The organism is Pseudomonas sp. BNK-15 (assembly GCF_047456105.1).
Taxonomy (GTDB): Bacteria; Pseudomonadota; Gammaproteobacteria; order Pseudomonadales; family Pseudomonadaceae; genus Aquipseudomonas; species Aquipseudomonas putida_E.
Genome location: NZ_CP179898.1, coordinates 441,637 through 466,508, shown reverse-complemented (window position 1 = coordinate 466,508; position 24,872 = coordinate 441,637). Strand labels below are relative to the sequence as shown.

The window sequence follows — 24,872 nt, the reverse complement described above, 5'->3', positions numbered from 1 at the left end:
GGCCTCGATGGCCGGGTTTTTTTTGTGTGTGAATCACTCACGCCCATGAAATGCGCAGCCCCCACATTGCGCATGGTTGAACACATCGGTCGCAACCCGCTAAGGTCGCGGCCTTGATTTACGAGAGGCAACCATGGGCTACCTGATAATCGTCGCGCTGATCCAGGCGTTTTCCTTCAGCCTGATCGGCGAGTACCTGGCCGGGCACGTCGACAGCTACTTTGCCGTGCTCGCACGCGTGGTGCTGGCGGGCCTGGTTTTCCTGCCGCTGACCCGCTGGCGCCAGGTCGAGCCGCGCTTCATGCGCTCGATGCTGCTGATCGGTGCGCTGCAGTACGGCATCACCTATGTCTGCCTGTACCTGAGTTTCCGCGTGCTGACCGTACCTGAGGTGTTGCTGTTCACGATCCTCACGCCACTGCACGTGACCCTGATCGAGGATGCGCTGAACCGCCGCTTCAACCCTTGGGCCTTGCTCGCGGCCTTGGTCGCGGTCGCAGGGGCGGCGGTGATCCGCTTCGACAGCATCAGTGGCGACTTCTTCATCGGCTTTTTGTTGCTGCAGTTGGCCAACTTCACCTACGCTGCCGGCCAGGTGCTATACCGCCATCTGGTTGCCCGCCACCCCAGCGACCTGCCGCATTACAAGCGTTTCGGCTACTTCTACCTGGGGGCGTTGATCGTCGTGCTGCCGGCTTTCCTGCTGTTCGGCAACACCCAGCATTTGCCGAGTACCGACGTGCAATGGCTGGTGCTGCTGTTCCTCGGGCTGTGCCCGACGGCGCTGGGCTTGTATTGGTGGAACAAGGGGGCCTGCATGGTGTCCGGCGCTACGCTGGCGGTGATGAACAACCTGCACGTGCCGGTGGGGCTGCTGCTCAACCTGCTGATCTGGAACCAGCACGAGCCATTGGGGCGCTTGCTCATCGGTGGCGCGATCATCCTGGCCTCCGTGTGGCTGAGCCGCCTGGGCAGCCGCACGGATGCACCGCTGGTGCGCAGGGCCTGACATGCACACCATCCTGGTCATCGTCGCGCCGATCTTTGCGTTGATCCTGGTCGGTTATCTTTGCCGCCGGACCAACAAGCTTGGCGACAAGGCTGCGGCCGAGATCAACAAGATGGTGGTCTGGCTGTGCCTGCCGGCCCTGCTGTTCAAGGTCACAGCCACCGCAACCTGGAGCGAGGTATGGCACCCAGGGTTCATCGTGGCCTTTGGCGCAGGGGCGCTGGCGATGTTCGTGGCCACGCTGGCCTGGCGGCTGTTCAGCGGCCACGGGCTGGTCGCGGCCAGCATCGACGGGCTCAGCGCGGGGTATGCCAACACCGGCTATATCGGCATCCCGCTGTGTTTGCTGCTTTTCGGTCAGCCCGGGCTGCAGCCTGCGTTGATTTCTTCGTTGATCGTGGTCTGCCTGGTGTTCGCGATATCGCTGACGCTGATCGAAATTGGCCTACAGGAAGAGAAGCGGATCGGCCGCGCCATGTGGGTAGTGGGCAAGGCGCTGGCGAAGAACCCCCTGGTGATTTCGCCCGTGGCTGGGGCCGCTTGGGCAATGTCCGGGTTGGGGTTGGCGGAGCCGGTGATGCATTTTCTCGACATGCTGGCCTTGGCCACCACGCCCTGTGCATTGATTTCGCTGGGGGCGTTTCTGGCAGAGAAACGCAGCGGCGCTCAGGCCAGCCCATGGCCACTGGTTGCGATGAAGCTGGTAGGGCAGCCAGCGCTGACTTGGGTGTTGGCGTTCAAGGTATTCAGCCTGCCGAACATGTGGGCTGTTTCAGCGGTACTGCTGGCGGCGCTGCCGACGGGGACCGGGCCATTCATGCTGGCGGAGTATTACAACCGGGAAGCCGGGCTGATATCGCGGACGATACTGTTGTCGACGGTGGCTTCTTTAGTCACCTTGACCGGGTTGTTGTACCTGCTGGGTTATGCGGGGTGATTTGGGGCTGCTGCGCAGCCCTTTCGCGACACAAGGCCGCTCCTACGGAGAACGCAAATCCCCGGTAGGAGCGGCCTTGTGTCGCGAAAGGGCCGCAAAGCGGCCCCAACAATCTCAAGCCTCGCTCATTTCTTCCAGGCGACGCGGCACTGGCTCTACCGAAGCGCGCCCCGCCAGCCCCACGCGCATGTCATTGCCGCTCGGCTGCTGATACAAGCTCAGCCCAAACTCCGGCAACACCGCCAGCAGGTAATCGAAGATATCTCCCTGGATCCGTTCGTACTCGGCCCACACGGTCGTGGTGGTGAAGCAGTAGATCTCCAGCGGCACCCCCTCGGCGCCGGTCTGCATCTGCCGGACCATGCAGGTCATGCCCTGGTGCACGTTGGGGTGGTTCTTCAGGTAGGCCAGGGCAAAGGCGCGGAAGGTGCCGATGTTGGTCAGTTGGCGGCGGTTGGCCGACAGCTCTGCCACCGGCCCCAGAGCTTCGTTCCATTCATGGAGCTCCTGGCGCTTGCCGGCCAGGTAGTCAGCGAGCAGGCGCACTCCGCTCAGGCGCTGTTCTTCTTCTCGGGTCAGAAAACGCACGCCCGCCGCATCGATGAACAGGCTGCGTTTGATCCGCCGGCCGCCCGATTGCTGCATGCCGCGGTAGTTGCGGAACGACTCGCTCATCAGCCGCCAGGTGGGGATCGAGACAATGGTCTTGTCGAAGTTCTGCACCTTCACCGTGTGCAGGGTGATATCGACCACATCGCCATCGGCGCCGACCTGGGGCATTTCGATCCAGTCGCCGACGTGCAGCATGTCGTTACTGGTGAGCTGCACGCTGGCGACGAACGACAACAGGGTGTCCTTGTACACCAACAGCAATACTGCCGACATCGCACCCAGGCCTGACAGCAGCAACAGGGGTGAACGGTCGATCAGGGTGGCGACGATGACGATGGAGGCGAAAATCCACAGCATCATCTTCGCCAGTTGCACATAGCCCTTGATCGAGCGGGTGCGGGCATGTTCGGTGCGGGCATAGATGTCGAGCAGGCCATCGAGCAGGCACGACAGCGCCAGGGTCATGAACAGCAGGGTAAAGGCCAGCGCCATATTGCCAAGGAAGTGCTGGGCGGTATCGGACAGCTCCGGTACCAGTTTCAGCCCGAACTGGATGACCAGCGACGGTGTGGTCTGCGCCAGGCGGTGAAACACCTTGTTGTGGCGCAGGTCGTCGAGCCATTTGAGCGCAGGCTGGCGGGCCAGCAGGCGCGTGCCGTGCAGGATCAGAAAGCGCGCCAGGCGGCCGATTACCAGGGAAACCAGCAGCAGCACGGCCAGGCCGATGGCGGCGTGGAGCATCGGGTGTTGGTCGAGGGTGCCCCACAGGTCGAGGCTGTCGCGCCAGAGTTTTTGCATATCCATGAGCTTGAGTACGGTCTTTGCTTGCGAAACGAAGCGCCATTAGAGCGCGGATGGCGACAAAGTTGCCAAAAGAAATTCGGCTCCGGCTGCAGAAAACGTTACCCTATGCAACTGAATTTCCCGCACTTGCCTGAGGTTACCTCCGTGTTCTCCCAATTCGCCCTGCATGAACGCCTGCTTAAAGCCGTGGCCGAGCTTAAATTTGTCGAGCCAACCCCGGTGCAGGCCGCGGCCATCCCCTTGGCCCTGCAAGGGCGTGATCTGCGTGTGACCGCGCAGACCGGCAGCGGCAAGACCGCGGCCTTCGTCCTGCCGCTGCTCAACCGCCTGGTCGACCTGAAAGGCGCGCGCGTCGAGATCCGCGCGCTGATCCTGCTGCCGACCCGCGAGCTGGCCCAGCAGACCCTCAAGCAAGTGCAGCTGTTCTCGCAGTTCACCTACATCAAGGCGGGCCTGGTCACCGGCGGTGAGGACTTCAAGGAACAGGCCGCCATGCTGCGCAAGGTGCCGGACGTACTGATCGGCACCCCGGGCCGCCTGCTCGAGCAGCTCAATGCCGGCAACCTCGACCTGTCCCACGTGCAGGTGATGATCCTCGACGAAGCCGACCGCATGCTCGACATGGGCTTCGCCGAAGACATGGAGCGCCTGTGCAAGGAGTGTGAGAACCGCGAGCAAACCCTGCTGTTCTCGGCCACCACCGGCGGCGCTGCCCTGCGCGACATCATCGGCAAAGTGCTGAAAGACCCTGAGCACCTGATGCTCAACAGTGTTTCGCAGCTGGCCGAAGGTACCCGCCAGCAGGTCATCACCGCTGACCACGACCAGCACAAAGAGGCGATCGTGCAGTGGCTGCTGGCCAACGAAAAATTCGACAAGGCGATCATCTTCACCAACACCCGCGTGCTTGCCGACCGTATCTACGGCCACTTGGTCGCCAAGGACGTAAAAGCGTTCGTGTTGCACGGTGAAAAGGACCAGAAGGACCGCAAGCTGGCCATCGAGCGCTTCAAGCAGGGCAGCTCCAAGGTGCTGGTAGCCACCGACGTGGCGGCCCGTGGCCTGGACATCGACGGCCTGGACCTGGTGATCAACTTCGACATGCCGCGCAGCGGCGACGAGTATGTGCACCGCATTGGCCGTACCGGCCGTGCCGGCGGCGAAGGCCTGGCGATCTCGTTGATCACCCACAATGACTGGAACCTGATGTCCAGCATCGAACGCTACCTCAAGCAGCAGTTCGAGCGCCGTGTGATCAAGGAAGTGAAAGGCACCTACAACGGGCCGAAGAAGGTCAAGGCGTCGGGCAAGGCTGCCGGCACCAAGAAGAAAAAGACCGAGAAGAAAACTGGCGACAAGAAGGCCGTGAAGCGCAAGCCTACCGCCAAGCCGAAGGCCAATGCACCGCTGACCAGCTCCGATGGCCTGGCACCGCTGAAAAAGCGCAAGCCTGCTGCTGAGTAATCAGTCAATGCTGGCCCTATCGCCGGCAAGCCGGCTCCCACAGGTACTCCATCAGCCTCAAGGGCGATGCGATCACTGTGGGAGCTGGCTTGCCGGCGATTGGGTCTTGATGTAATAGATCAATCCGCCTTCTTCTCCGCCTCCTTCAGCTCCTTGATCCGCTTGTCGATCAGCTGACACTTGTCGGGCAAGTCCTTGCTCGCCGTCCCCAGCTCCATCCCCTGGAGCTCATCGTTAATTTCCTTGGCTTTCTGCGGGTTCTGTTCGGTCAGCTGGCTCACCAGCCCGGCCAGTTCTTCACGTTTCTGGGTGGCCTCTTCCGGCGTGCAGGCCCAGGCGGGCAGGGCGCAGAACAGGGCGGTTGCACAGGCGATGCGCAGCAGCGGTTTCATCCTTTATACCTCCGGCGGTGGGGATGCCCGGTGGAGGCGCCTGCATGCCGGTAAGTTCCGCCTCCACGACCGGCGGAAGCCCCTGTGCACCTGGCCTATACCCCTGGGTATATGGACCCCGACTGCCCTCGGCTCTAGTTTGGAGCCACAACCAGAACAACCGAGGAGCAGACCCATGGATCGATTGAAAGGCAAGGTGGCACTGATTACCGGCGGGGCAGGGGGATGTGGCCTGGCAGCGTCGGAGCTGTTTGCCGCCGAGGGCGCCAAGGTGGCGATCCTCGACTTGCCCAGCAGCCAAGGTGAAGCCGTAGCGGCGCGCATCAATGCAACGGGCGGACAAGCCCTGTTCGTCGCGGCAGACGTTTCCGTGGCCGATCAGGTGCACCGCGCCGTCAGCCAGGCCCAGGCGCACTTCGGGCCGATCACGGTGCTGATGAATCACGCAGGCATCATCGCTGCCGGGCCCTTTCTGGAGACCAGCGAAGCCGATTGGGACCGTTTGATGAGCGTCAACGTGAAAAGCATGTTCCTGGTGACCAAGGCAGTGCTGCCGGGCATGCTGGCCGCCGGTGGCGGCAGCGTGATCTGCACGTCGTCGATTTCGGCCGTGGTGGGCACGCCGATGGAAGTGCTCTACTGCACCACCAAGGGCGCCTGCCACATGTTCGCGCGCGCACAGGCCGCAGCCATGAACAGCGACCACGCCAACCGCCTGGCCACGGTGATTCGCAGCATCGGCAGCGACGCACTGGGCCCGGCCATCGACACTGCGCTCAAGGGCGTGGTCGATTTCGACATGAGCTGCGCTTACCTGTTTCGCTTCAACCAGCCGGCGCTGTTGGTGCACGATGGCTACAACCAGCGGGTGACCGAGCGTACGCTCAAGGCGTATCTGCGCGGGGGCTATTTGCTCGACCCGTTCTACGTCGCTTGCACCAACAATCACCCCACGGGGCTGTGGCGCATGAGCGAGCTGGCGCCGGACAGCTTCTTCGCCTCGGGCTTTTCCATCTTGCCCGACATCCACCCCTGTGTCTCGTCGCACCACGGCAGCTTGATCGAAGAAATCGGCTTCATCGTCCCTGTGCGCCCACGCACGGCGCTGGTGTTTTCCTTGATGCGCGGCTTGCACAAGGGGGCGTTCGAAACCGATGAAACCCAACGCCTCGCTGCGCTGACGCCGCTGATCGATGCCATTTTCAGCCAGCACCTACACCTTGCTCATGCCGAAGACCTGGCCGACCCGCAGGACTCGGACAGCCAGTTGGAAGACGCCTTCGTCAATATCCTCCAGGGCCAGTTGACCGAAACCCAGCGGCATGTGGCCAAGCTGATCTTGCAGGGGCACAGCAGCCAGTCGATCTCGCGGGCGCTGGGGATTTCGGAAGGGACGGTCAAGGTGCACCGGCACAACATCTGGCAGCGGTTGGGGATTGCCGGGAATGCGGAGTTGTTTCGGTTGTTTATTGGCTATCTCACGAAGCAGCAATGATCTGAAGGCTATGGCCTGTAATGGATCTGTGCGGCTTTTCTATCTTGGCTGTAATCCCTTTCCGAAACTGGCGTTTAACCTCCTGGCCCCATTGATGCGCGAGTGACCTCGTCCTAGTCTCGCGATGAAAGAGGAGGTATCGTATGTACATCTGTAAATACAGGGCGCCCCATGATATTTGAGTGGGACGCAACGAAAAATCAAACCAATATCCGAAAGCACGGCATCGATTTCGCTGATGTGCCCGACATGTTCAACCATCCCATGTTGACCCGACGGGACGACAGCGCACAATACGCTGAGGAGCGCTGGGTAAGCTTGGGATGGCTCAATGCCTTGCTTGGGGTAGTCGTGTACACGGAGAGGCAGGGTGAGGTAATCCGCATCATTTCCGCACGTAAAGCCACCAGATGGGAGGCCAAACACTATGACCAAAGCATCGAAAACTGATTGGAGCCGCCTGGCTCAAATGGACGATAAAGATATTGATACCTCGGATATCCCCGAGTTGGACCAGGCTTTCTTCCAGCAGGCTGAACTGCGTGTCCCGGCGAAGCAGGCAGTAACCATTCGCCTGGACGCTGATGTCCTCACCTGGTTCAAGGATCAGGGGGCGGGTTATCAGACGCGGATTAATCAGTTGCTGCGCCAGTACATGCAAGCCCAGCAGCGCCAGCGCTGAGATCTTTTGGAACGCACCAGACCCGCGACCGGTCCCAAGCTGTGTACCCCATGCGTCCACAGCAAGAGGCCATAGCCATGAGCATTACCTACGACTGGGACCTGATCGAGCGCTTGCTGCACGAAGTGCAGAACGGCGCCGGTCACAGCTTCACACCACGCCCCTATGCCGAGCAGCACGCTGCGGCTCTGGCCGCCGAGGGCCAGCCGGTGGGGGATGTGGACCATCTGAAAACCCGTGCCTGCGAGTACGAGAAGCTGCTATTCGAGCGCGGCTTCGTCGAGAGCCGGCCGCCAGAGGATGGCGGCAATGGAGAGAACTTCGTGCTCACCGAGCGCGGGTCGCGGCTGTTGAGCCTGATCGACAGCAGCATCCCGGGCTTCGAGCACCCGCGCCAGGTACTGGATGACCAGGAAGATGCGCTGGACGAAACCACCTTCGAGCAGGTGTCGGCGAAGGCGCAGATCGCTTGAGGTCGTATTGAGGCTGGCAAGGCCTGCCCGGAAAAACCGATAATCGGTCTTTTCTGAATACTGCCGAGCCTTGCCCATGCCATCGATCACCCAAGAGGGCCGCCCATGAGTGCGGCCCGCAAGAATCCCGATGCCTTTGCCTTCCAGGTCATGCTGGGGCTGTGCCTGATCTGGGGTTGCCAACAGGTACTGATCAAGTCTGCGGCGGTTGATATTGCGCCGGTGATGCAGGCAGCTCTGCGCAACGGCCTTGCGGCGGTGCTGGTCGGCTTGATGATCTGCTGGCGCGGTGGCTGGGGGCAGGTGGGGAGCACCTGGCGTGGCGGGTTGCTGGCCGGCGGTTTGTTTGGCCTGGAGTTCCTGTTCATCGCCGAGGGGCTGAAGCTGACATCGGCGGCGCACATGTCTGTGTTCCTCTATACCGCGCCGGTGTTCACGGCACTTGGGCTACATTTCATGCTGCCCAGCGAGCGGCTGCGCCTGCTGCAGTGGCTGGGCATTCTGTTGGCGTTCGGCGGAATTGCTACTGCGTTTGCCGGGGGCGTGTCGTTCGAAGAAATGGACGGGCGCATGCTGCTCGGCGATGCCTTCGGTGTGCTGGCCGGGTTGGCTTGGGGGGCGACGACCGTGGTGGTACGGGGTTCGCGCTTGTCCGAGGCGCCTGCGACGTTGACCCTCTTCTACCAACTGGCAGTAGGTTTTGTCGGATTGTTGCTGATCGCCTTGCTCAGCGGGCAGATCGACAAGGTCTCGTGGACGCCCTTGGCGGTCGGCAGCGTGCTGTTCCAGGGCATTGTGGTGTCGTTTGTCAGCTACCTGACGTGGTTCTGGTTGCTGCGTAAGTACTTGGCCTCGAATTTGGCGGTGTTTTCCTTTATTACCCCATTATTTGGGGTGACGTTTGGCGTGCTCTTGCTGGATGAACCGCTGAGCGTGAATTTTGTGCTCGGGGCCGTAATGGTTTTGCTCGGCGTGGTGCTGGTCAGTGCCGAGCCTTGGGTGAAGCAGCAATTGCGCAGGTTTGTGGGATAGGGGTTGCTGTTACTGGCCCTATCGCCGGCAAGCCGGCTCCCACAGGTACCCCACTAAACCTGAGGTCAGTGGGGCATCTGTGGGAGCTGGCTTGCCGGCGACAGGGCCGGTATTGATCAAGCTTGATCCATCACGCAACCCGCCCTGCAATTTGGCAGTTCTGGTTGTTGCGTGTGCCGGTAAGAACCAATACCCCCGCCAGCCCCAACCCAGCCGCCGCCATTACCAGCGCCGGCTGCAAGCTCCCGCTGTAATGGTTGCTCAACGCCGCCAGCAACGGCCCGCTCAATTGCCCCAGCGCAAAGCACGCAGTCAACAGCCCGGCATTGCGCTGCGTCGCATGCGGCGCGAGCTCCCGCGAGCGTTGCATCACCAACTGCATGCATGCCAGGAACGGCGTACCGCAGAGCACTACGCCCAATGCGAGGCCAAGGCCACCGCCCATCAGGCAGGCCAGCACGCCAAGGCCTTGCAGCCACAAGGTCGCGCTCAGCCAGACCGAAGTGCGGCCGGCGCGTCGCACACTCACCAGCACCACGCCCAACGCCGCCGCCACACCAAACGCTGGCCAGAACAGGTCGGCCATCCAGTTGCCCTGGAACTGTTGGTTGGCCATTTGCGACAGGAACGTGGCCGGCAGGATGTAACCCACGCCATACAAGGCATACACCAGGCCAAGGCGGCCAATGCCAACGCTGCGCGTCGCCCCTTGCTGCGCCGTGCGCGGTACTACGGCGGGTTCCTGAGCGCGAGGCAGCCAGGGGTACACAGCCAGCAGCATGACCAGCGCGGCAACGGCATACACCAGCCATAACGCTGCTGAGCTCATACCGAGCAAGTGAGCGAGCAATGCCAGCAGGCCGGTGACGGCGATGCCCAGGCCGGGCCCGGCGAACACCAGGGCGCCCAGGCGCGGACGGTTGTTGGCGTTGGCCAGTCGCTGGCTGAGGCTGGTGATCATCACCAGCACCCAGGCACTGGCAACACCCGTACCGAAGCGCAGCAGCAGGTGGCTCCAGAACCCGTCCGCAGCCCAGGACGCCAGGGTCAGCACTGCACAAAGCCACAGGCCGCCATGCAGGCGCAGCCTGACCTGGGCTGGCGTGCGGGCGAACATGGCGTCTGCCGCGCCAATGAAATAACCCAGGTAGTTGGCCGCCGCGACCAGGCCGGCGGCGGTCAGGTCGAACTGACCTTCGGCGATCAGCTGCGGCAGTTGCGGGGTGAGAGCGAAGCGGCCGATGCCCATGGCCATCATCAGGGCTACGGCGCTGGCCAGCAGTTGTACGAACGGCGACATGAGGACACTCCTGCGCGGGTGTAAACGATGGATGGCAGGTTAGGGCGCTTTTGTTTTCAATAAAATTGAATAATGATGATCAAGTTGTTCTGTTTTGGAGAATGTCATGGAGTTCAGCCAACTGAGTATCTTCCAGGCGGTCGCAGAGGAAGGTTCCATCACACGCGCCGCCGAGCGCCTGCACCGGGTGCCGTCGAACCTGTCCACGCGCTTGCGCCAGCTTGAAGAGCAACTGGGCGTGGAGCTTTTCTTGCGTGAACGCCAGCGCCTGCAGTTGTCCCCCGCTGGCAAGGTGCTGCTGGATTACGCCAACCGCCTGGCGGCGCTGCGTGACGAAGCCATGGCGGCGGTACAGGGCGGGCAGCCGGCCGGCGACTTCGTCCTGGGCACCATGTACAGCACGGCGGCCATTCACCTGCCCGCGCTGTTGGCGCGCTACCATCAGGCCTATCCGGCCGTTAACTTGCAGGTGCAGGCTGCCCCCAGTGGCGAGTTGCTCGAGGGGTTGCTCAGCCACCGCCTGGACGCCGCACTGGTGGACGGGCCTCCGAGCCTGGCGGGGCTCGATGGCGTGCCCTTGTGCGAAGAAGAACTGGTACTGATCACCAGCCCTGAACACCCAACAGTGCACAGCGCCAGGGATGTGGCGGGCAAGGCGGTGTTCACCTTCCGCCAGGGCTGCTCCTATCGGATGCGCCTGGAGGCGTGGTATGCCCATGCACATACGCCCATGGGGCGGGTAATGGAGATCGAGTCTTACCAGAGCATGCTGGCCTGTGTGATAGCCGGCGCGGGCGTGGCGCTGATGGCGCAATCGATGCTCGACAGCCTGCCGGGGCGTGACCGCGTGCGGGTCCATCGCCTGCAGGCGCCGTTCGATCAGGCGGTGACCTGGCTGATGTGGCGGCAGGGGATGCGAGGGGCGAATTTGCAGGCGTGGGTCGATTTGCAACAAAGCGAAACGATTAACCAGCCGTCGGAATCCACCGTTTCCGCTTGATCCGCGTCAAACTTGCCCCTATCTGTAAGTACAAGGGCATGCGTAATACAGGACATCGGGCTATGATCTGTATGAAACATCGCAGGATTGATTGACCGAGAGGCTGACCCGTCAAGGGGGCACTATGAAAAACCAAATGTTCAACTGGCTCCACGACTTGGCTGTCGCCCTGGGGCTGATACCACCACCCTTGCAGCCGGTGCCTATCCCGACTGATGAAGAGCAGCGCAGGCGCCAGCCGCGTCGTCGTTGAAACCAACAAAGCCGCGATATCAGAGATGATGCCGTGGCTTTTTTGTTGGTTGTTTTCGGGGCGTTGTGCATGCGGTCGAGCGCATGCCTGGCATGCCTGGATTGCGCCGGCACCTTTGGGATCGAGCGCTGCCTGGGCGACGCTCGATCTCACCCTCAAGCCAGCTTCACCACCCCCACCGGTTTACGCGACAGCAGGCTGACCAGCACGAAGCTCACCAGGCCAACCGCCAGGCTGTAGTAGATCGGCGTATTGGCGTCTAGCCCGTCCTTGAACATGAACAACAGCGCCGTGGCAAAGCCCAGCGACATGCTGGCGATGGCCCCTGCAGTGGTCGCACGTTTCCAGAAGATCGCCCCGATCAGCGGGATCAGCATGCCGCCGACAAGCAGGTTGTAGGCCAGCGTCAGTGCGCTGATCACATCGTTCACCGCCAGGGCGATGCCCAGCACCACCAAACCGGTGAGCAGGGTGAACAGGCGGCTGACACCCAGGCTCGACTGCTTGCCGCCACGCAGTTTTGGCAACAGGTCTTCGGTAATGGTGGTCGAGGCAGCCAGCAGGCCGGCGCTGGCGGTCGACATCATCGCTGCCAGGGCAGCGGCCATCAGCAGGCCACGGATACCATCAGGCAACTGGCTCTTGATCATCTCGGCGAACGCGTTGTTCGGGTTGGCCAAGTCCGGCATCAGCACATGCGCGGCCATGCCGATCAGGGCGCAGGCCAGGCCATATAGCACGCAGTACAGGCCTGCAGTCGTGCCGGCACGTTGGCAGACCTTCTCGTCACGGGCGGTGAACACCCGCTGCCAGATGTCCTGACCGATCAGGATGCCGAAGAAGTAGATCAGGAAGTAAGTGATGATGGTGTCCCAGCCGATGGTGGTCCAGGCGAAGCTGGCCGCCGGCAGCTTGGCTACCAGGGTGTCCCAGCCACCGGCGTTGTACAGGCACACCGGCAGCAGGATGAACATCAGGCCCACGGTCTTGATCACGAACTGGACGATGTCGGTCAGGGTCAACGACCACATGCCGCCGATGGTCGAATAGACCACCACCACGCCGCCGCCGAGCAGCAGCGACATCCAGAACGGCAAGTCCAGCAACACCTGCAGGACAGTCGCCATGGCCAGGGTCGAGGTGACGCCGATCATCAGCGCATAGGCCAGCATGATTGCCGCACTGGCCTGGCGCGCCATGGGGTTGTAGCGACGTTCCAGTACCTGGGTCACGGTGAAGATCTTCAGGCGCAGCAGCGGTTTGGCGAGGAACAGGTTGAGGGCGATGATGCCCAGGCCCAGGGCTGCGCACAGCCAGAAACCGGAGATGCCATGCACATAGCCAAGGCGTACGGTGCCGACGGTGGAGGCGCCGCCGAGCACGGTTGTGGCCATGGTGCCCATGTACAAGGTCGGGCCCAGGTTGCGCCCTGCCACCAGGTAGTCTTCGTGGGTTTTTGCGCGCCGCATGCCATACCAGCCCAGCCCGAGCATGCCGGCGGTATAGATCATTACAACAATGATGTCCAAGGCCATTGGGGGTCTCCCGATTATCTTTATTATGGCGAGATCGACCGCTCAGGCGCTTCACGGCGCCTGGCGGTCTTGTCTTGTGTTGGCGGGCCTCTGTGGCCCTCCCTCATGGCTCCTGCCGGGGTGCAGCAAGTTTCAGCGGCGCACGACGCCGGGCAGCACGCAGAGCATTTCGAACAGCAGGTTGGCACCGAGCAGCGAGGTGTTGCCGGTGGTGTCGTAAGGCGGGGAGACTTCGACAAGGTCACAGCCGATCAGGTCCAGGCCGTGGCAGCCGCGAATGATCTCCATCGCCTGGATGGTGGTCAAGCCGCCGATTTCCGGGGTGCCGGTGCCCGGGGCCCAGGCCGGGTCGATACCGTCGATGTCGAACGACAGGTATACCGGGCCGCCGCCGACTTTTTCGCGCACTTCGGCCATCAGCGGTTCCAGCGACTTGTGCCAGCACTCTTCGGCCTGTACCACGCGAAAGCCCTGGCGGCGGCTCCAGTTGAAGTCGTCGGCGGTGTAGCCCTGGGCGCGCAGGCCGATCTGGACCACGCGGTCGCAATCGAGCAGGCCCTCTTCCACCGCGCGGCGGAAGGTGGTGCCGTGGGCGATTTTCTCACCGAACATGTGATCGTTGACGTCGGCGTGGGCGTCGATGTGCACCAGGCCGATCTTGCCGTGCTTCTTGTGCAGGGCGCGCAGGATCGGCAGGGTGATGGTGTGGTCGCCACCCAGCGTCATCGGGATGACATTGTGCTCGACAATCTCGTCGTAGGCTTCTTCGATGATGCGCACGGCGTCGAGCAGGTTGAAGGTGTTGATCGCCACGTCACCGATGTCGGCCACCGACAGCGAGTCGAACGGGGCGGCACCGGTGGCCATGTTGTACGGGCGGATCATCACCGATTCGGCGCGGATCTGCCGTGGGCCGAAGCGGGTGCCGGAGCGCAGCGAGGTGCCGATGTCCAGCGGCACGCCGATGAACGCGGCGTCCAGGCCTTCGGCGCTTTGCAGGTGGGGGAGACGGAGCATGGTGGCGATGCCGCCGAAACGCGGCATTTCGTTGCCGCCCAGTGGTTGATGGAGAACTTTGTCCACGGTGGGCCTCATCAGTCGGTCGATTGTTTTGTTTGTTCGAACCTGTGCCGCCGCGCGCCTTGAAATGTGGTTATGCCGGCGGGCAGGGACATTTCGGCCAAGTCTGCTCAAGGTAGTGCGTGGGAAAAATCGCTACCGGCAAATACTTACTTCAGGAATTTCTGAACTAAACGCCATCGCAGCGGTTAGACTGCGCGCAAATGACACAGCGGAACCGTTGCACCATGGCCTCGACCTTGCCCGACCTGAAACTGCTGCGCATCTTTGTCAGCGTGGTGCGCCACCAAGGCTTCGCCAATGCCCAGCGCGATCTCAACCTGTCGACCTCGGCCATCAGTACCTACATGAGCCAGCTCGAAGGCGCCTTGGGCATCGTGCTGTGCCACCGCGGGCGTGGCGGTTTCAGCCTGACCAGCAAGGGCGAGCTGTTCCATCAGGAGACCTTGCGCCTGCTGGCGGAGCTCGATGGCTTCGAGCAATACGCCGCAGCGCTCAAGGGTGAGCTGCGCGGTACGCTCAACCTCGGGGTAATCGACTCGACCGTGGGCGACCGCGCGCTGCCGTTGGCTGAAGCGATCGGAGCCTACAGCCAGGAGCACCCGGCGGTGCACCTGCACCTTTCGGTATCCAGCCCCTATGAGCTGCAGCTTGGCGTGCAGGACAACCGCCTGGACCTGGCCATCGGGGCGTTCTCCTCGCGCATGAGTGGCCTGGTTTACCAGCCGCTGTACCGCGAGCAGCATTGGTTGTACTGCAGCAGCCGCCACCCGTTGTTCGCCGAGCGGCGTATCCCCGAACCGGTGGTGACCCAGCAGCGCATGGTCGGGCGCGGTTACTGGAGCCAGGCGGAGTTGGCCCGGCATGGCTTCAAACACAGCGCGGCGACCGTCGAAAGCATGGAGGCGCAGCTCATTCTGATCCTGTCAGGTGCCTATATCGGCTACCTGCCCGAGCACTATGCCCAGGCTTGGGTCGACAAGGGCGACCTGCGCGTATTGTCTCCGGCCACTTTCGGCTATCAGGCGCCATTTTCGCTGATCGTCCGCCGCGGTCGCAGCCGTGAACCCTTGATTCAGACCTTCCGTGACCTGCTCAAAAGCCAGCTCAATGTTGGCTGATGAACAGGACGTTTTGGTCATTCCGTCGGCATGAATAAATTTCCTACAAACCTGACTACTAGGCTGATGGCGTTCTGCTAAACCTCTACTTGCTTTGATGATTTTCCCCTTCATCTATACAAGCAAGGACCGCCCAGATGCGCATGAATTTGCCCGTCACTGAGCATGAAAGAACGTTTTCCAGCGACCAGCGGCTGATCTCTACCACCGACCTGAACAGCCGCATCACTTACTGCAACGACGCGTTCGTGGCCATCAGCGGGTTCACCTACGACGAGCTGGTGGGCCAGACCCACAACCTGGTGCGTCACCCCGACATGCCACCGGCGGTTTTCGGGCATATGTGGGACACCATCAAACAAGGCAAACCCTGGATGGGCGTGGTGAAGAATCGCGCCAAGAACGGTGATTTCTACTGGGTGAGTGCTTATGTCACCGCCATTTATGAAAACGGCCGCATCAGCGGCTACGAGTCGGTGCGTTCGGTGCCCAGCCGTGAGCAGATCCGCCGCGCAGAACGGCTGTATGCGCGTCTGCGCGCCGGTCGCCCGGCTGTAGCCTGGGCCGCGCGGCTGGGGCGTGGCGTTGGCGATGGCTGGCCGCTGATCGGCGCAGGCCTGTTGTCGGCCGCCGGCTACCTCTGGTTACCGCCCTATGCAGCGCTGGGCGTGCTGATGGCCAGTATGCTGTTGGCCTGGTACCTGATTGAACAACGGCATAACCAGGCGATCCGCCGCACACTGGCCGAACATCCCAAAGCCTTCACCAGCCCGCTGGTAGCGCTGACGTACAGTGACAACCCGGGCCTGCACGGCCAGCTCGACCTGGCGATCATCAGCGAGGAAGCGAGGCTGCAAACCGCCCTGACACGCCTGGTGGACGCCGGCGTCGGCGTGAAGTCGCGGGCAGCCCAGTCAGCCGACCTGTCCGATGCCCAGGCGCAGATGCTCGATCGCCAGCGCAGTGAGACCGATCAGTCGGCCACCGCCATTGCGCAGATGGCGGCGACCATTCAGGAAGTGACGCATAACGTGCAAAGCACCGCGCATGCTGCGGGCGATGCCGATCAGTTGGCGCAGCAGGGCAGCGAACTGGCCCGGCAGAGCCTCAAGGCGATGGGCAGCATGAGTGAGGCGGTCAGCGACATCGGCCAGGCGGTCAATGCCCTGGCTGAGCAGACCCAGTCGATCGGCAGCGTGGTCGACACCATCACCTCGATTGCCGAACAGACCAATTTGCTGGCGCTCAATGCCGCGATCGAGGCGGCGCGGGCGGGTGAGCAGGGCAGGGGCTTTGCCGTGGTGGCCGATGAGGTGCGCTCGCTGGCGCAGCGCACGCGCACCTCGACCGAGGAAATCCACCAGATCATTGCCTCCCTGCGCACGGGCGCCGAGCGGGCGGTAAGCACTGCCAGCCGCGGTGAGCAGATCTCGCGGGATAGCGTGCACAGTGTCGAGGCGGTGCAGTCGGCGCTGGCCGGGATTGCCCAGGCGGTCAGCCGCATCACCGGCATGAGCCAGCAGATGGCGACGGCGTCGGAGCAGCAGAGCCACGTGGCCGAAGACATCAACCAGCAGATCGTGCGCATCGCCCAGCTGTGTGACCAGACGGCAGGGCAGGCCAAGCAGGGGGCTGAAATCAGCCAGGACCTGGAGCGAATGGCCGAGTATCTGCACAGCCTGGCAGAGCGCTTCAACCGCTGATTTATCGCCTCTCCCACAAGGATGTGGGGCTTTTCCTCAGGGCTGTGGCACACTGCGCCCGGTAAGGAGAAACCGATGTCCAGACCCCGCTGCGAGCGTTGCCTGCGCCCGCTCGACCACTGCCTTTGCCCACTGATCCCCTCGCTCGACAGCCGCACCCGCGTGGTCCTGCTGCAGCACCCCAGTGAAACCTCGCACGCCCTGAATACCGCACGCCTGGCTGCCCTTGGCCTGGTCAATGCCGAGTTGCGCGTCGGCGAGGTGTTTGAAGACCTGGGTGATTTGCTGGATGCACCTGAGTATCGGCCGGTGCTGTTGTTCCCAGGTGAGCAGGCCCAAGTGCTTGCAGCCTACGGCGATACAGACGACAGGCCGCTCATGCTGATTGTCCCTGATGGCACCTGGCGCAAGGCTCGCAAGCTTTTGTACCTCAATCCGCTGCTCGAAGCGTTGCCCAGGGTGACGCTGGCGCAGGTGGCGCCCTCGCGCTACCGCGTGCGCAAGGCGCCGGAGCCGGGAGCGGTGTCGACCATAGAGGCGGTGGTGCAGGCATTGAATGTGCTGGAGCAGCCGGCCTGTTTCGATGAGTTGCTGCGCCCGTTCGAAGTGTTGATCGAGGGGCAGATCAGGGCAATGGGGCCTGAGACGTTCCAAAGAAATCACGGTGAAGGCTGACACCTGCACTGTCAGTGCCGTTCTCTCCTCACGATTGCAGGCGCTTTGTGTGTGCCCGCAGCTTCGTGCCATTGCGGCTGTGCGTGGGAGGACTTCGGGTCTGCCGGGTTCCAAGTTCCCGGTTCGCCGATCTGCGTACAGCAGTGTCCCGAATGGGGTGGTTCGTTAATCGCTAAGCCGAAGAACCATTGGTGAGACAAATCGAGTGGATAAACGAATCAAGCGTCCGGGACACTAGGCATTTAAAATGGCCGTCTACTTTTTCAAGGCCAGGCTGATGCCTTCATCCCCACTCTCGTAGCGGCAAATCACCGACGTTTTTGTATCTTTCTTGTTCTTCAGTTCAAATGCGCTGAGATCCGACTCCGACGCGTTAGGGGTGAAGCCAGCCCATTGACCGTCGTTATTTTTTACGCTGTAAGCGATGCCTTCCATACCGTCTTGTTCATCGGCAGATTGAGTGATGCTTGTAACTTTCGGGCAATCTGCTGCAAATGCATTACCCATTGCCAGCACTGTTGCGATACCTACTGCGGCGATAATACGCATGTGACCTACTCCTTCAGGTGATTGAGCGTTCAGCATGGTGGCTCTCGTTACATATCGCTACTGGCAAAAATGCCGGGTTGACGTGGCAACAGTCGTTGGCTGTACCGGCCTTCGTCGCCTGCAAGCTTGGCCTTGAGCCGCTTGAAGATGCGCCTACCGGCGAAATTACGGTGGCGCGGTTGCGTCCGTTCGAGGTGTTGATCGAGAGGCAGGTCAGGGCGATGGGGACTGAGGCGTTCCAGAGAAATCATGGTGAGGGCTGACACCGGCACTCGGAATTTAACTGATAATTTTGCTAGTTTGCGCGGCGATCGGGTTCGGTGATGCTGGGAGGCATTCTTACTTGGCATCCGAGCAACCATCATGATCAGAATCTGGTATCAGAATCAGGGTGTAGCCTTTACGGTTAAGGCCGGCAAGCACGTCTACTCCCTGATGCGGGGGCAGGGTTTCGTTGTGGGGCAGGTGAGTGGGAGTTCCACCGGTGTCGCCAACGCGCGCTTGATCGGCACCGATGGCATGGGGTCACCTTTATTGATTCTGGACCCGCTGTGCAAAGAGCGTCACAGCTATACAGCGTATGGGTACGATGCATTGCTGACTGAAAGTACCGTACTGGGATTCAACGGCCAGCTGTCTTGTATGTTGAAGCATGCCTATTTGTTGGGGAATGGTTACAGGGTCTACAGTACCGCGCTGATGAGGTTCTTTTCTGCGGACCGATTGAGTCCCTTTGCGGCGGGCGGTTTGAACGCATACGCCTACGTGCAGGGGGACCCGGTCAATCGAGATGATCCTACCGGCCGAATGTTCAGATGGGTCAAAAAACTTATACCGGGCAAGTCGGTAGCCATTGACGTACAAAACTCTGACGTAGAAAACCCTGCCATCACGCTCCCGGCAATGAGCTCAAATCCACCGGCCTCGGTCAGTTTTGTTAATGAAATCTCGTCTACGCCACCTCGTATGGCGCCTTTACTGGTCATTCTGAAACAAAATAGTCCTGCTACTGACCTGTTGCTGGGGCACGTGGGGAACAAGGGTCTGATGCAACTAGGGCGTGTATCACGCGACGCGTCGAATGCAGTGAGCCTTCATTTGTCCAGAACTCACGCCGGGCCGCAACAGGTTGCCATGGCAAACCAGTTCGCGCTGACCGAGCGGGCACGCATCTTTGCTGGTTTGGCCGCACAAAAGCTGATGAATAGAGAGGTGCCGCTTGCGCCCATGACTCCAGCTCAAGCGATGGAGCACGTCCGACTCAACATTGTGTGAGCGTTTGCGCAAGGCGCCGAAACAAACGCAGCATCGCGATGCGCCGGGGCCTATCAGTTCTTTTTTTGTGTGCGGGCCGGTAACGGCCTGCCTTTCACCGCTCCCGCAACGCCTCGGTCCGTGCCTTGAGCACCGGCTTGAGCAGATAATCCAGCACACTCTTCTGCCCGGTGATGATATCCACCGTGGCCACCATCCCGGGGATGATCAGCAGCGGCTTGTTATCGCCGCCCAAGTGGTTCTTCTCGGTGCGCACCTGAATCAGGTAAAACGCATTGCCCTTGTCATCGGTCACGGTATCGGCACCGATCAACTCAAGCTTGGCCTTCATGCCGCCATAAATGGTGTAGTCATACGCACTGAACTTCACCATCGCCGGCTGCCCCGGGTGCAGGAATGCCACGTCCTGTGGCCGCACCTTGGCTTCGATCAGCAGGTTGTCCTCGATCGGCACGATCTCCACCAGGTCGCTGCCTGGCTGCACCACCCCGCCAATTGTGTTGACTTTGAGCATCTTGACGATGCCATGCACCGGCGAAACCACGGTAGTGCGGTTGACCCGGTCGTCGATGGCGATGCTGGTGGCGGTGATCTTCGATAGCTCCGTGCGTTTGTCGTTGAGCTCCTTGGCGGCCTCGGAGCGGAAGCTGGCGTCCGATTCCTGGATCTTGCTCCTGATCTCGGCCACGGCGGCCTCGGCGCGGGGGATGGCCAGGCTGGTGGCGTTGAGCTGGCCGCGAGCTTCGACCGTGCGTTGCTTGAGCCGCAGGATTTCCACCGGTGAAATGGCACCCTTGCTCACCAGCGGCGCGGACATGTCCAGTTCCTGCTGCAGCAGGCCTACCGCCGAACGGTACTGTTCGACCTTGGAACGGAACTCGGCCAATTCCTGGGTCTTTTGTCGCAACTGCTCGTTGAGGGTCTGCTTTTCACTGGCCAGGCGGCGCTGGCGCGAGTCGTACAGCGACAGTTCGTCCTCGGCTACCTGGGGCGCCTTGGCGCGGACCTCCTCGGACAGCACAAAGGGCCGCCCTTCGGCTTCGGCGGACAGCCGCTCGACCTGGGCGGTCAGGGCATAGCGGTCGGCCTCGCTTTCACCTTTGTTGGACTTGAACCGCGTGTCGTCCAGGCGCAGCAGGGTGGCGCCTTTGTCCACCATCTGGCCTTCGCGCACGAAAATCTCGGTGACGATGCCGCCCTCTAGGTTCTGCACCACCTGCACCTTGCTCGAAGGGATCGCCTTGCCTTCGCCGACGGTTACCTCGTCGAGCACTGCCAGGCTCGCCCAGGTCACGGCCGCGAGCAGTAGCGCCGCTGCCAGCCACACGGTCAGGCGTGACAGGCGCGGGGAATCTTGCAGGGTGGCGCTGGCCAGCTCTGGCATGTAGTCGTGTTCGGTGCGCTTGTCGGCGCTGCTGTGGGAACTGCGCACGCTGTGGCCGATGGGCATGGAAACCTCCTAGAGAGCTGCGCCGATGCGGCCCTTGCGCAGGGCATCGATAACCGCATCCTTTGGCCCGTCGGCGACGATCTTGCCGTTGTCCAGTACCAGCAGCCGGTCCACCAGGCTAAGCATCGAGGTGCGGTGGGTGACCAGCAGCAGGGTCTTGCCGGGCACCCAGTTCAGCAGTCGCTGGCGCAGTTGCTCTTCGCTGCTGTTGTCCATGTGGCTGGTAGGTTCGTCGAGGATCAGGATGGGTGGCTCCAGCAACAGCGCGCGGGCCAGCAGCACGGCCTGGCGCTGCCCGCCGGAAAGCAATTGGCCACGTTCGCCCACCGGGCGGTCGAAACCCTGCGGGTGCTGGCGGGCCAGCTCGCTGACGCCGGTCAGTTCGGCCACTTCGAGCATGCGCGCATCGCTTACGTGGCGGGCACCGAGGGTCAGGTTGTCACGCAGGCTGCCGGCCAGCAGCGGCAGGTCATGGGCGACGTAGCCAAGCTGGCTGCGCAGGTCGGCGATGTCCAGTTGGCGCAGGTCGAGGTTGTCCAGCAATACCTGGCCTTCTTCCGGGTGATGAAAGCCCATCAGCAGGCGGCCCAGGGTGCTTTTGCCCGAGCCGCTGCGGCCGATGATGCCAATCCGCTCACCCGGCTTTATGGCCACGTTCACATCCTGCAGTGCCGGGCTGGTCTGTGCCGGGTAGCGGAAGCTGACATGGCTGAGGGTCAGGCCGCCCTTGAGCGCGGTGTGCTCCAGGGCTTGCTGTTCGGCCTGGCGTTCTTGCGGCAGGGCCATCAGGGCATCGGTGCTGCGCATCGTCAGTTGCGCTTGCTGATAGCGGGTGATCAGCCCTGCAATCTGGCCGAGCGGTGCCAGCACCCGGCTACCGAGCATGTAGCTGGCGACCAGGGCGCCGACACTGAGGTTGCCAGCGATGATGCTGTACACCCCGGCGACGATGGTGGCCATGCCGCAGAACTGCTGGATGAACAGCGTGCCGTTGCTGGCCAGCGACGACAGGTTGCGGGCGTGGGCGTCGAGGCGGGCCATGGCGCCATTGGTGTGTTCCCACTGGTACTGGCGCTCGCTCTCGGCACCGCAGGCCTTGAGGGTTTCCAGGCCGCCGAGGGTTTCGATCAGCAGTGCCTGGCGTACCGCACCGAGGCTGAGGCTTTTTTGCACGGTGTCGCGCAGGCGTGCCTGAATGAACAGGGCAAAGCCCACCGCCAGCGGGAAGGCGATCAGTGGGATCAGTACCAGCCAGCCGCCCAGCAGGCCGATCACCAGTAGCATGAGGGCGACGAAGGGCAGGTCGATGATGCTGGTCAGGGTGACTGCGGTGAGGAATTCGCGCAGGCCCTGGAAGTCATGGATGCTCTGGGCGAAGCCGCCGATGCTGGCAGGTTTGGCTTTCATGGCCATGCCGGTGATGCGTTCGAACAGGGCGGCGGAGAGGATCAGGTCGGTCTTCTTGCCGGCCTGGTCCAGCAGGTGGGCGCGGACCATGCGCAGCACCAGCTCGAAGGCGGTGCCGATGAACAGGCCAGCGACCAGCACCCATAAGGTCGAAAGTGCCTGGTTGGGTACCACGCGATCGTAGGTCTGCATCACGAACAGCGGCACCATCAGGCCCAGCAGGTTGATCAGCAGGCTGGCCAGCAGGGCATCGCCGTACAGCCAGCGGGAATGGCGCAAGGTATCGCGGAACCAGGCCTCCACCCGCGGCAGCAGCGGTGAGCGGACTTCCTCCAGGGTATGACGGGGTCGTGCGAACAAAGCGTGACCTGCGTAGGCCTGTTCCAGCGCCTCGCGCTCTACCCATTGTTCGCCGCCCTCAGCCTCGCAGGGCAGGATCAGCGCCCGGCCATCTTCGCCCCAGCGCTGCAGCACGGCGCTGCGGCCGTCGTTGAGCAACAGCAGCACCGGCAGGTTGAGCGGCGAAATGGCCGCCAGCTCACGCTGCAGCACACGGCCTTGCAAACCGGCACGCGCCGCAGCGCGTGGCAGCAAATCCGCACCCAGGCGTTGCTGGAGCAGTGGCAGCCCACTGCTCAGGCTGGCGCGGCTGGCCGGCCGACCGTGCAGGCGGCACAGAATCAGCAGGCCATCGAGCAGGGGGTCATCGACATCGGGGCGCGGTTGTGCGCTTTGCATACTGGTCACGATGAACTACTCCCGCCACGGTGTAAGGGGGATGAGGCGCGGTGCTGAGTGCCAGTTGCGTGGGGCTGGCTCAACGCATGTCGGGCAACCTGGCCTCGGTGCGTACGTCGTTGTTGGCGATGGCCTCCGGCGGCAGTGAAATACGCTGTTTGCTCAACAGCTCACCCATGGTCGCCAGCACGCGATACATCGAGTACTCCTCGGTGTAACGCACCTCGGTGTAACGGCGGTTGGCGTTGTACAGCTCATTCTCGCTGTCCAGCACATCGAGCAGGGTGCGTTGGCCCAGGCCGAACTGGTCCTGATAGGCGGCGCGCACACGTTGCGTCGTTTCTGCGTACTCGCGGGCGGTAGGGGTCTGTTTACGGGCGTTGTTCATGGCGTTCCAGGCCAGGCTGAGGTTTTCGGTCAGCTCGCGCAGCGCGTTGTTGCGGATGTCCAGTGCCTGGTTGATCTTGTGCGCGTCGGACTGCAGGCGGGCCTTGTCGCTGCCGCCGCGGAACAGGTTGTAGCTGAGTTCGACGCCGGCCTGCCAGTCGTTGTTGCTGTGGCCTTTTTCGCCACCGAGGTTGTTGTTGGCGCCGGTGGCCAGCACCGCGTCCAGCCGTGGGTAGAAAGGCGATTTGGCCACTTCGTACTGCTGCTCGGCGGCATTGACGTCGGCCTGGGCAGATTTCAAGTAGGGGTTGTTCTGGCGCATGCCTTCGCGCGCCTCGTCCAGAGTGCCAGGCATTTCCACCTTGACCGATTGCGGGCCTTCCAGCTCATCCGGCAGGCGGCCGACCACGCTGTAGAAGTTGGCCTCGGCATCGGCCAGGTCGACCTCGGCGGTGTCCAGGTTGTTTTCCGCCAGAGCCCGGCGTGCGCGGGATTGGTCAAGGTCGGCGGTGCTGCCTACGCCCCGCTCGCTACGCAGGCCTATCTGATCGCTGACGCGCAGGTGCGCCTGCAGGTTGTTCTTTGCCAGGGTCACCAACTCTCGGCGCTTCAGCACTTCCAGGTACACCTCGATGGCGCGCAGGGCGACATCTTGTGCGACGGCCTGAGTGTAGTAGGCGCGGGAGGTGGCCACCGCCTCGGTACGGCCCACTTCGTTGGCTGTGTTGAAACCATCGAAGATCATTTGCCGAAGGCGCAACTCCGACTGGGTGTAGTTCAGGGTTTCTTTGTTGTGGTTGCGGGTACCGTCAGCGTTCAGGCCGCGGGTATTGATGTTGTCCGAGCGCTGTCTGCCGTACCCGGCTACCAGGTCCACGGTTGGATAGTACCCACCACGGGCAAATTTCACGTCCTCGTCGGCTGACAACCTGCTGTTGCGGTTGGAGCTTATTTCCGGGTGGTAGTCCACGGCGCTCTGGACAGCCTCGGTGAGCGACATCGCCTGAACGTTGGCGCACGCCATGGCCAACAGAATTGCACTGGTGATGGGGTTGAACCTGCGCATGGGGTACTTCTCCCTGATCTCAAAATGGCCCTGCTTCTTCTCGCCAAAAAAATGACGATTTTTATCGTTCAAACCGTTTCATGTTTGTAACAACAGAGCTAAGAACATTTAGCGCGCGAGCTAAGAAGATTTTTTCATAAGTGATATGCGAAAAAAAACTTATGCGGTCTATCGAAACCAAGACATTGTTTCATTCAAGTGATTTCGGAAGCCGCTGTAGCCTGCGAGTTTCCTGCATCGCAATGAGTTCCAGATTTTTTATGGCTAAGGACGTGGGGTAGGTAGGTAAAAGCGGAATTTGGCGACAAAAATTTGGCATCCGGTGGTGGCAAATTTACATTATGACTATCGCCAAATCAGTGACCTTCGCGCACGATTCTCACGGTTGAGACATTTGGGCGCGAAGCCGTTGACCTCCATCTGCCATGTTGTT

The 24,872-nt window shown here is 61.9% G+C and carries 23 protein-coding genes and 1 pseudogene; 15 read left to right on the top strand and 9 right to left on the bottom strand.

Annotated elements, in window-relative coordinates; all coding sequences use genetic code 11:
• Positions 1-133: 133 nt before the first annotated feature.
• Entirely contained in the window at positions 134-1,009 is an 876-nt protein-coding gene (locus ACMGF5_RS02005) for a carboxylate/amino acid/amine transporter (protein WP_039603958.1), read from the top strand.
• 1 nt (position 1,010) lies between these two features.
• Positions 1,011-1,946, top strand: a complete 936-nt coding sequence (locus ACMGF5_RS02000) for an AEC family transporter (protein WP_174142430.1) — start codon at positions 1,011-1,013, stop codon at positions 1,944-1,946.
• 114 nt (positions 1,947-2,060) lie between these two features.
• Here the strand turns inward: ACMGF5_RS02000 and ACMGF5_RS01995 are convergent, their stop codons facing one another.
• Entirely contained in the window at positions 2,061-3,362 is a 1,302-nt protein-coding gene (locus ACMGF5_RS01995; protein WP_046788064.1) for a mechanosensitive ion channel family protein, read from the bottom strand.
• A 105-nt stretch (positions 3,363-3,467) separates the two neighbouring features.
• Between ACMGF5_RS01995 and ACMGF5_RS01990 the strand changes: the two genes are divergently transcribed.
• Positions 3,468-4,826 (top strand): DEAD/DEAH box helicase, encoded by a 1,359-nt coding sequence (locus tag ACMGF5_RS01990; RefSeq protein ID WP_012315652.1) that lies wholly within the window; start codon positions 3,468-3,470, stop codon positions 4,824-4,826.
• Between the two features lie 119 nt (positions 4,827-4,945).
• Here ACMGF5_RS01990 and ACMGF5_RS01985 read toward each other — a convergent pair whose 3' ends face one another.
• Positions 4,946-5,218 carry a hypothetical protein gene (locus tag ACMGF5_RS01985; RefSeq protein ID WP_046788065.1) on the bottom strand — a complete coding sequence of 91 codons (273 nt, stop codon included), beginning with the start codon at positions 5,216-5,218 and terminating at the stop codon, positions 4,946-4,948.
• A 175-nt stretch (positions 5,219-5,393) separates the two neighbouring features.
• Here ACMGF5_RS01985 and ACMGF5_RS01980 point away from each other — a divergent pair.
• The 6 genes and pseudogenes from ACMGF5_RS01980 to ACMGF5_RS01955 form a co-directional block, all read left to right on the top strand.
• Positions 5,394-5,904, top strand: a pseudogene (locus tag ACMGF5_RS01980) (SDR family NAD(P)-dependent oxidoreductase); the annotation flags it as partial.
• 5 nt (positions 5,905-5,909) lie between these two features.
• Positions 5,910-6,713: a LuxR family transcriptional regulator gene (locus ACMGF5_RS01975; protein ID WP_231386457.1), complete on the top strand. Its 804-nt coding sequence runs from the start codon at positions 5,910-5,912 to the stop codon at positions 6,711-6,713.
• Positions 6,714-6,884: 171 nt separating this feature from the next.
• A complete protein-coding gene (locus tag ACMGF5_RS01970) occupies positions 6,885-7,163 on the top strand; it encodes a BrnT family toxin (RefSeq protein WP_046788068.1) in 279 nt (92 codons plus the stop codon).
• Positions 7,141-7,395 carry a BrnA antitoxin family protein gene (locus tag ACMGF5_RS01965; protein ID WP_012315648.1) on the top strand — a complete coding sequence of 85 codons (255 nt, stop codon included), beginning with the start codon at positions 7,141-7,143 and terminating at the stop codon, positions 7,393-7,395. Before ACMGF5_RS01970 ends, ACMGF5_RS01965 begins: the two co-directional genes overlap by 23 nt.
• A 77-nt stretch (positions 7,396-7,472) precedes the next feature.
• Positions 7,473-7,868, top strand: a complete 396-nt coding sequence (locus ACMGF5_RS01960) for a transcriptional regulator (RefSeq protein ID WP_115274130.1) — start codon at positions 7,473-7,475, stop codon at positions 7,866-7,868.
• 105 nt (positions 7,869-7,973) lie between these two features.
• On the top strand, positions 7,974-8,900 hold the full coding sequence (locus ACMGF5_RS01955) for a DMT family transporter (protein ID WP_115274131.1): 927 nt from the start codon (positions 7,974-7,976) through the stop codon (positions 8,898-8,900).
• A 130-nt stretch (positions 8,901-9,030) separates the two neighbouring features.
• Here the strand turns inward: ACMGF5_RS01955 and ACMGF5_RS01950 are convergent, their stop codons facing one another.
• Positions 9,031-10,200 (bottom strand): MFS transporter, encoded by a 1,170-nt coding sequence (locus tag ACMGF5_RS01950; RefSeq protein WP_414157534.1) that lies wholly within the window; start codon positions 10,198-10,200, stop codon positions 9,031-9,033.
• A gap of 106 nt (positions 10,201-10,306) precedes the next feature.
• Between ACMGF5_RS01950 and ptrR the strand changes: the two genes are divergently transcribed.
• Both ptrR and ACMGF5_RS01940 read left to right on the top strand, forming a co-directional pair.
• Positions 10,307-11,200, top strand: a complete 894-nt coding sequence (gene ptrR, locus ACMGF5_RS01945; RefSeq protein ID WP_414157533.1) for a putrescine utilization regulator PtrR — start codon at positions 10,307-10,309, stop codon at positions 11,198-11,200.
• A 124-nt stretch (positions 11,201-11,324) separates the two neighbouring features.
• Entirely contained in the window at positions 11,325-11,453 is a 129-nt protein-coding gene (locus ACMGF5_RS01940) for a PA1414 family protein (RefSeq protein WP_008090807.1), read from the top strand.
• Positions 11,454-11,608: 155 nt separating this feature from the next.
• Here ACMGF5_RS01940 and ACMGF5_RS01935 read toward each other — a convergent pair whose 3' ends face one another.
• Together ACMGF5_RS01935 and speB are read right to left on the bottom strand one after the other, a co-directional pair.
• Positions 11,609-12,988: a sodium:solute symporter gene (locus ACMGF5_RS01935; protein ID WP_115274134.1), complete on the bottom strand. Its 1,380-nt coding sequence runs from the start codon at positions 12,986-12,988 to the stop codon at positions 11,609-11,611.
• A gap of 132 nt (positions 12,989-13,120) precedes the next feature.
• A complete protein-coding gene (speB, locus tag ACMGF5_RS01930) occupies positions 13,121-14,071 on the bottom strand; it encodes an agmatinase (protein WP_012315641.1) in 951 nt (316 codons plus the stop codon).
• Positions 14,072-14,295: 224 nt separating this feature from the next.
• Between speB and ACMGF5_RS01925 the strand changes: the two genes are divergently transcribed.
• From ACMGF5_RS01925 to ACMGF5_RS01915, 3 genes are all read left to right on the top strand, one after another.
• On the top strand, positions 14,296-15,189 hold the full coding sequence (locus tag ACMGF5_RS01925; protein ID WP_115274135.1) for a LysR family transcriptional regulator: 894 nt from the start codon (positions 14,296-14,298) through the stop codon (positions 15,187-15,189).
• Positions 15,190-15,326: 137 nt separating this feature from the next.
• Complete coding sequence (locus tag ACMGF5_RS01920; protein ID WP_119687591.1) at positions 15,327-16,892, top strand: methyl-accepting chemotaxis protein; 1,566 nt, start codon at positions 15,327-15,329, stop codon at positions 16,890-16,892.
• Positions 16,893-16,967: 75 nt separating this feature from the next.
• Positions 16,968-17,567: a tRNA-uridine aminocarboxypropyltransferase gene (locus ACMGF5_RS01915; RefSeq protein WP_115274137.1), complete on the top strand. Its 600-nt coding sequence runs from the start codon at positions 16,968-16,970 to the stop codon at positions 17,565-17,567.
• Between the two features lie 255 nt (positions 17,568-17,822).
• On the opposite strand, the gene ACMGF5_RS01910 is transcribed toward ACMGF5_RS01915, so the two are convergent.
• Complete coding sequence (locus ACMGF5_RS01910) at positions 17,823-18,116, bottom strand: hypothetical protein (RefSeq protein ID WP_115274139.1); 294 nt, start codon at positions 18,114-18,116, stop codon at positions 17,823-17,825.
• 363 nt (positions 18,117-18,479) lie between these two features.
• Between ACMGF5_RS01910 and ACMGF5_RS01905 the strand changes: the two genes are divergently transcribed.
• A complete protein-coding gene (locus ACMGF5_RS01905; RefSeq protein WP_115274140.1) occupies positions 18,480-19,391 on the top strand; it encodes an RHS repeat-associated core domain-containing protein in 912 nt (303 codons plus the stop codon).
• Positions 19,392-19,485: 94 nt separating this feature from the next.
• On the opposite strand, the gene ACMGF5_RS01900 is transcribed toward ACMGF5_RS01905, so the two are convergent.
• From ACMGF5_RS01900 to ACMGF5_RS01890, 3 genes are all read right to left on the bottom strand, one after another.
• Positions 19,486-20,841 (bottom strand): HlyD family type I secretion periplasmic adaptor subunit, encoded by a 1,356-nt coding sequence (locus ACMGF5_RS01900; protein WP_115274141.1) that lies wholly within the window; start codon positions 20,839-20,841, stop codon positions 19,486-19,488.
• Positions 20,842-20,850: 9 nt separating this feature from the next.
• A complete protein-coding gene (locus ACMGF5_RS01895; RefSeq protein ID WP_115274142.1) occupies positions 20,851-22,986 on the bottom strand; it encodes a type I secretion system permease/ATPase in 2,136 nt (711 codons plus the stop codon).
• A 79-nt stretch (positions 22,987-23,065) separates the two neighbouring features.
• Positions 23,066-24,439, bottom strand: a complete 1,374-nt coding sequence (locus ACMGF5_RS01890) for a TolC family outer membrane protein (RefSeq protein WP_046788077.1) — start codon at positions 24,437-24,439, stop codon at positions 23,066-23,068.
• Positions 24,440-24,872: the final 433 nt, after the last annotated feature.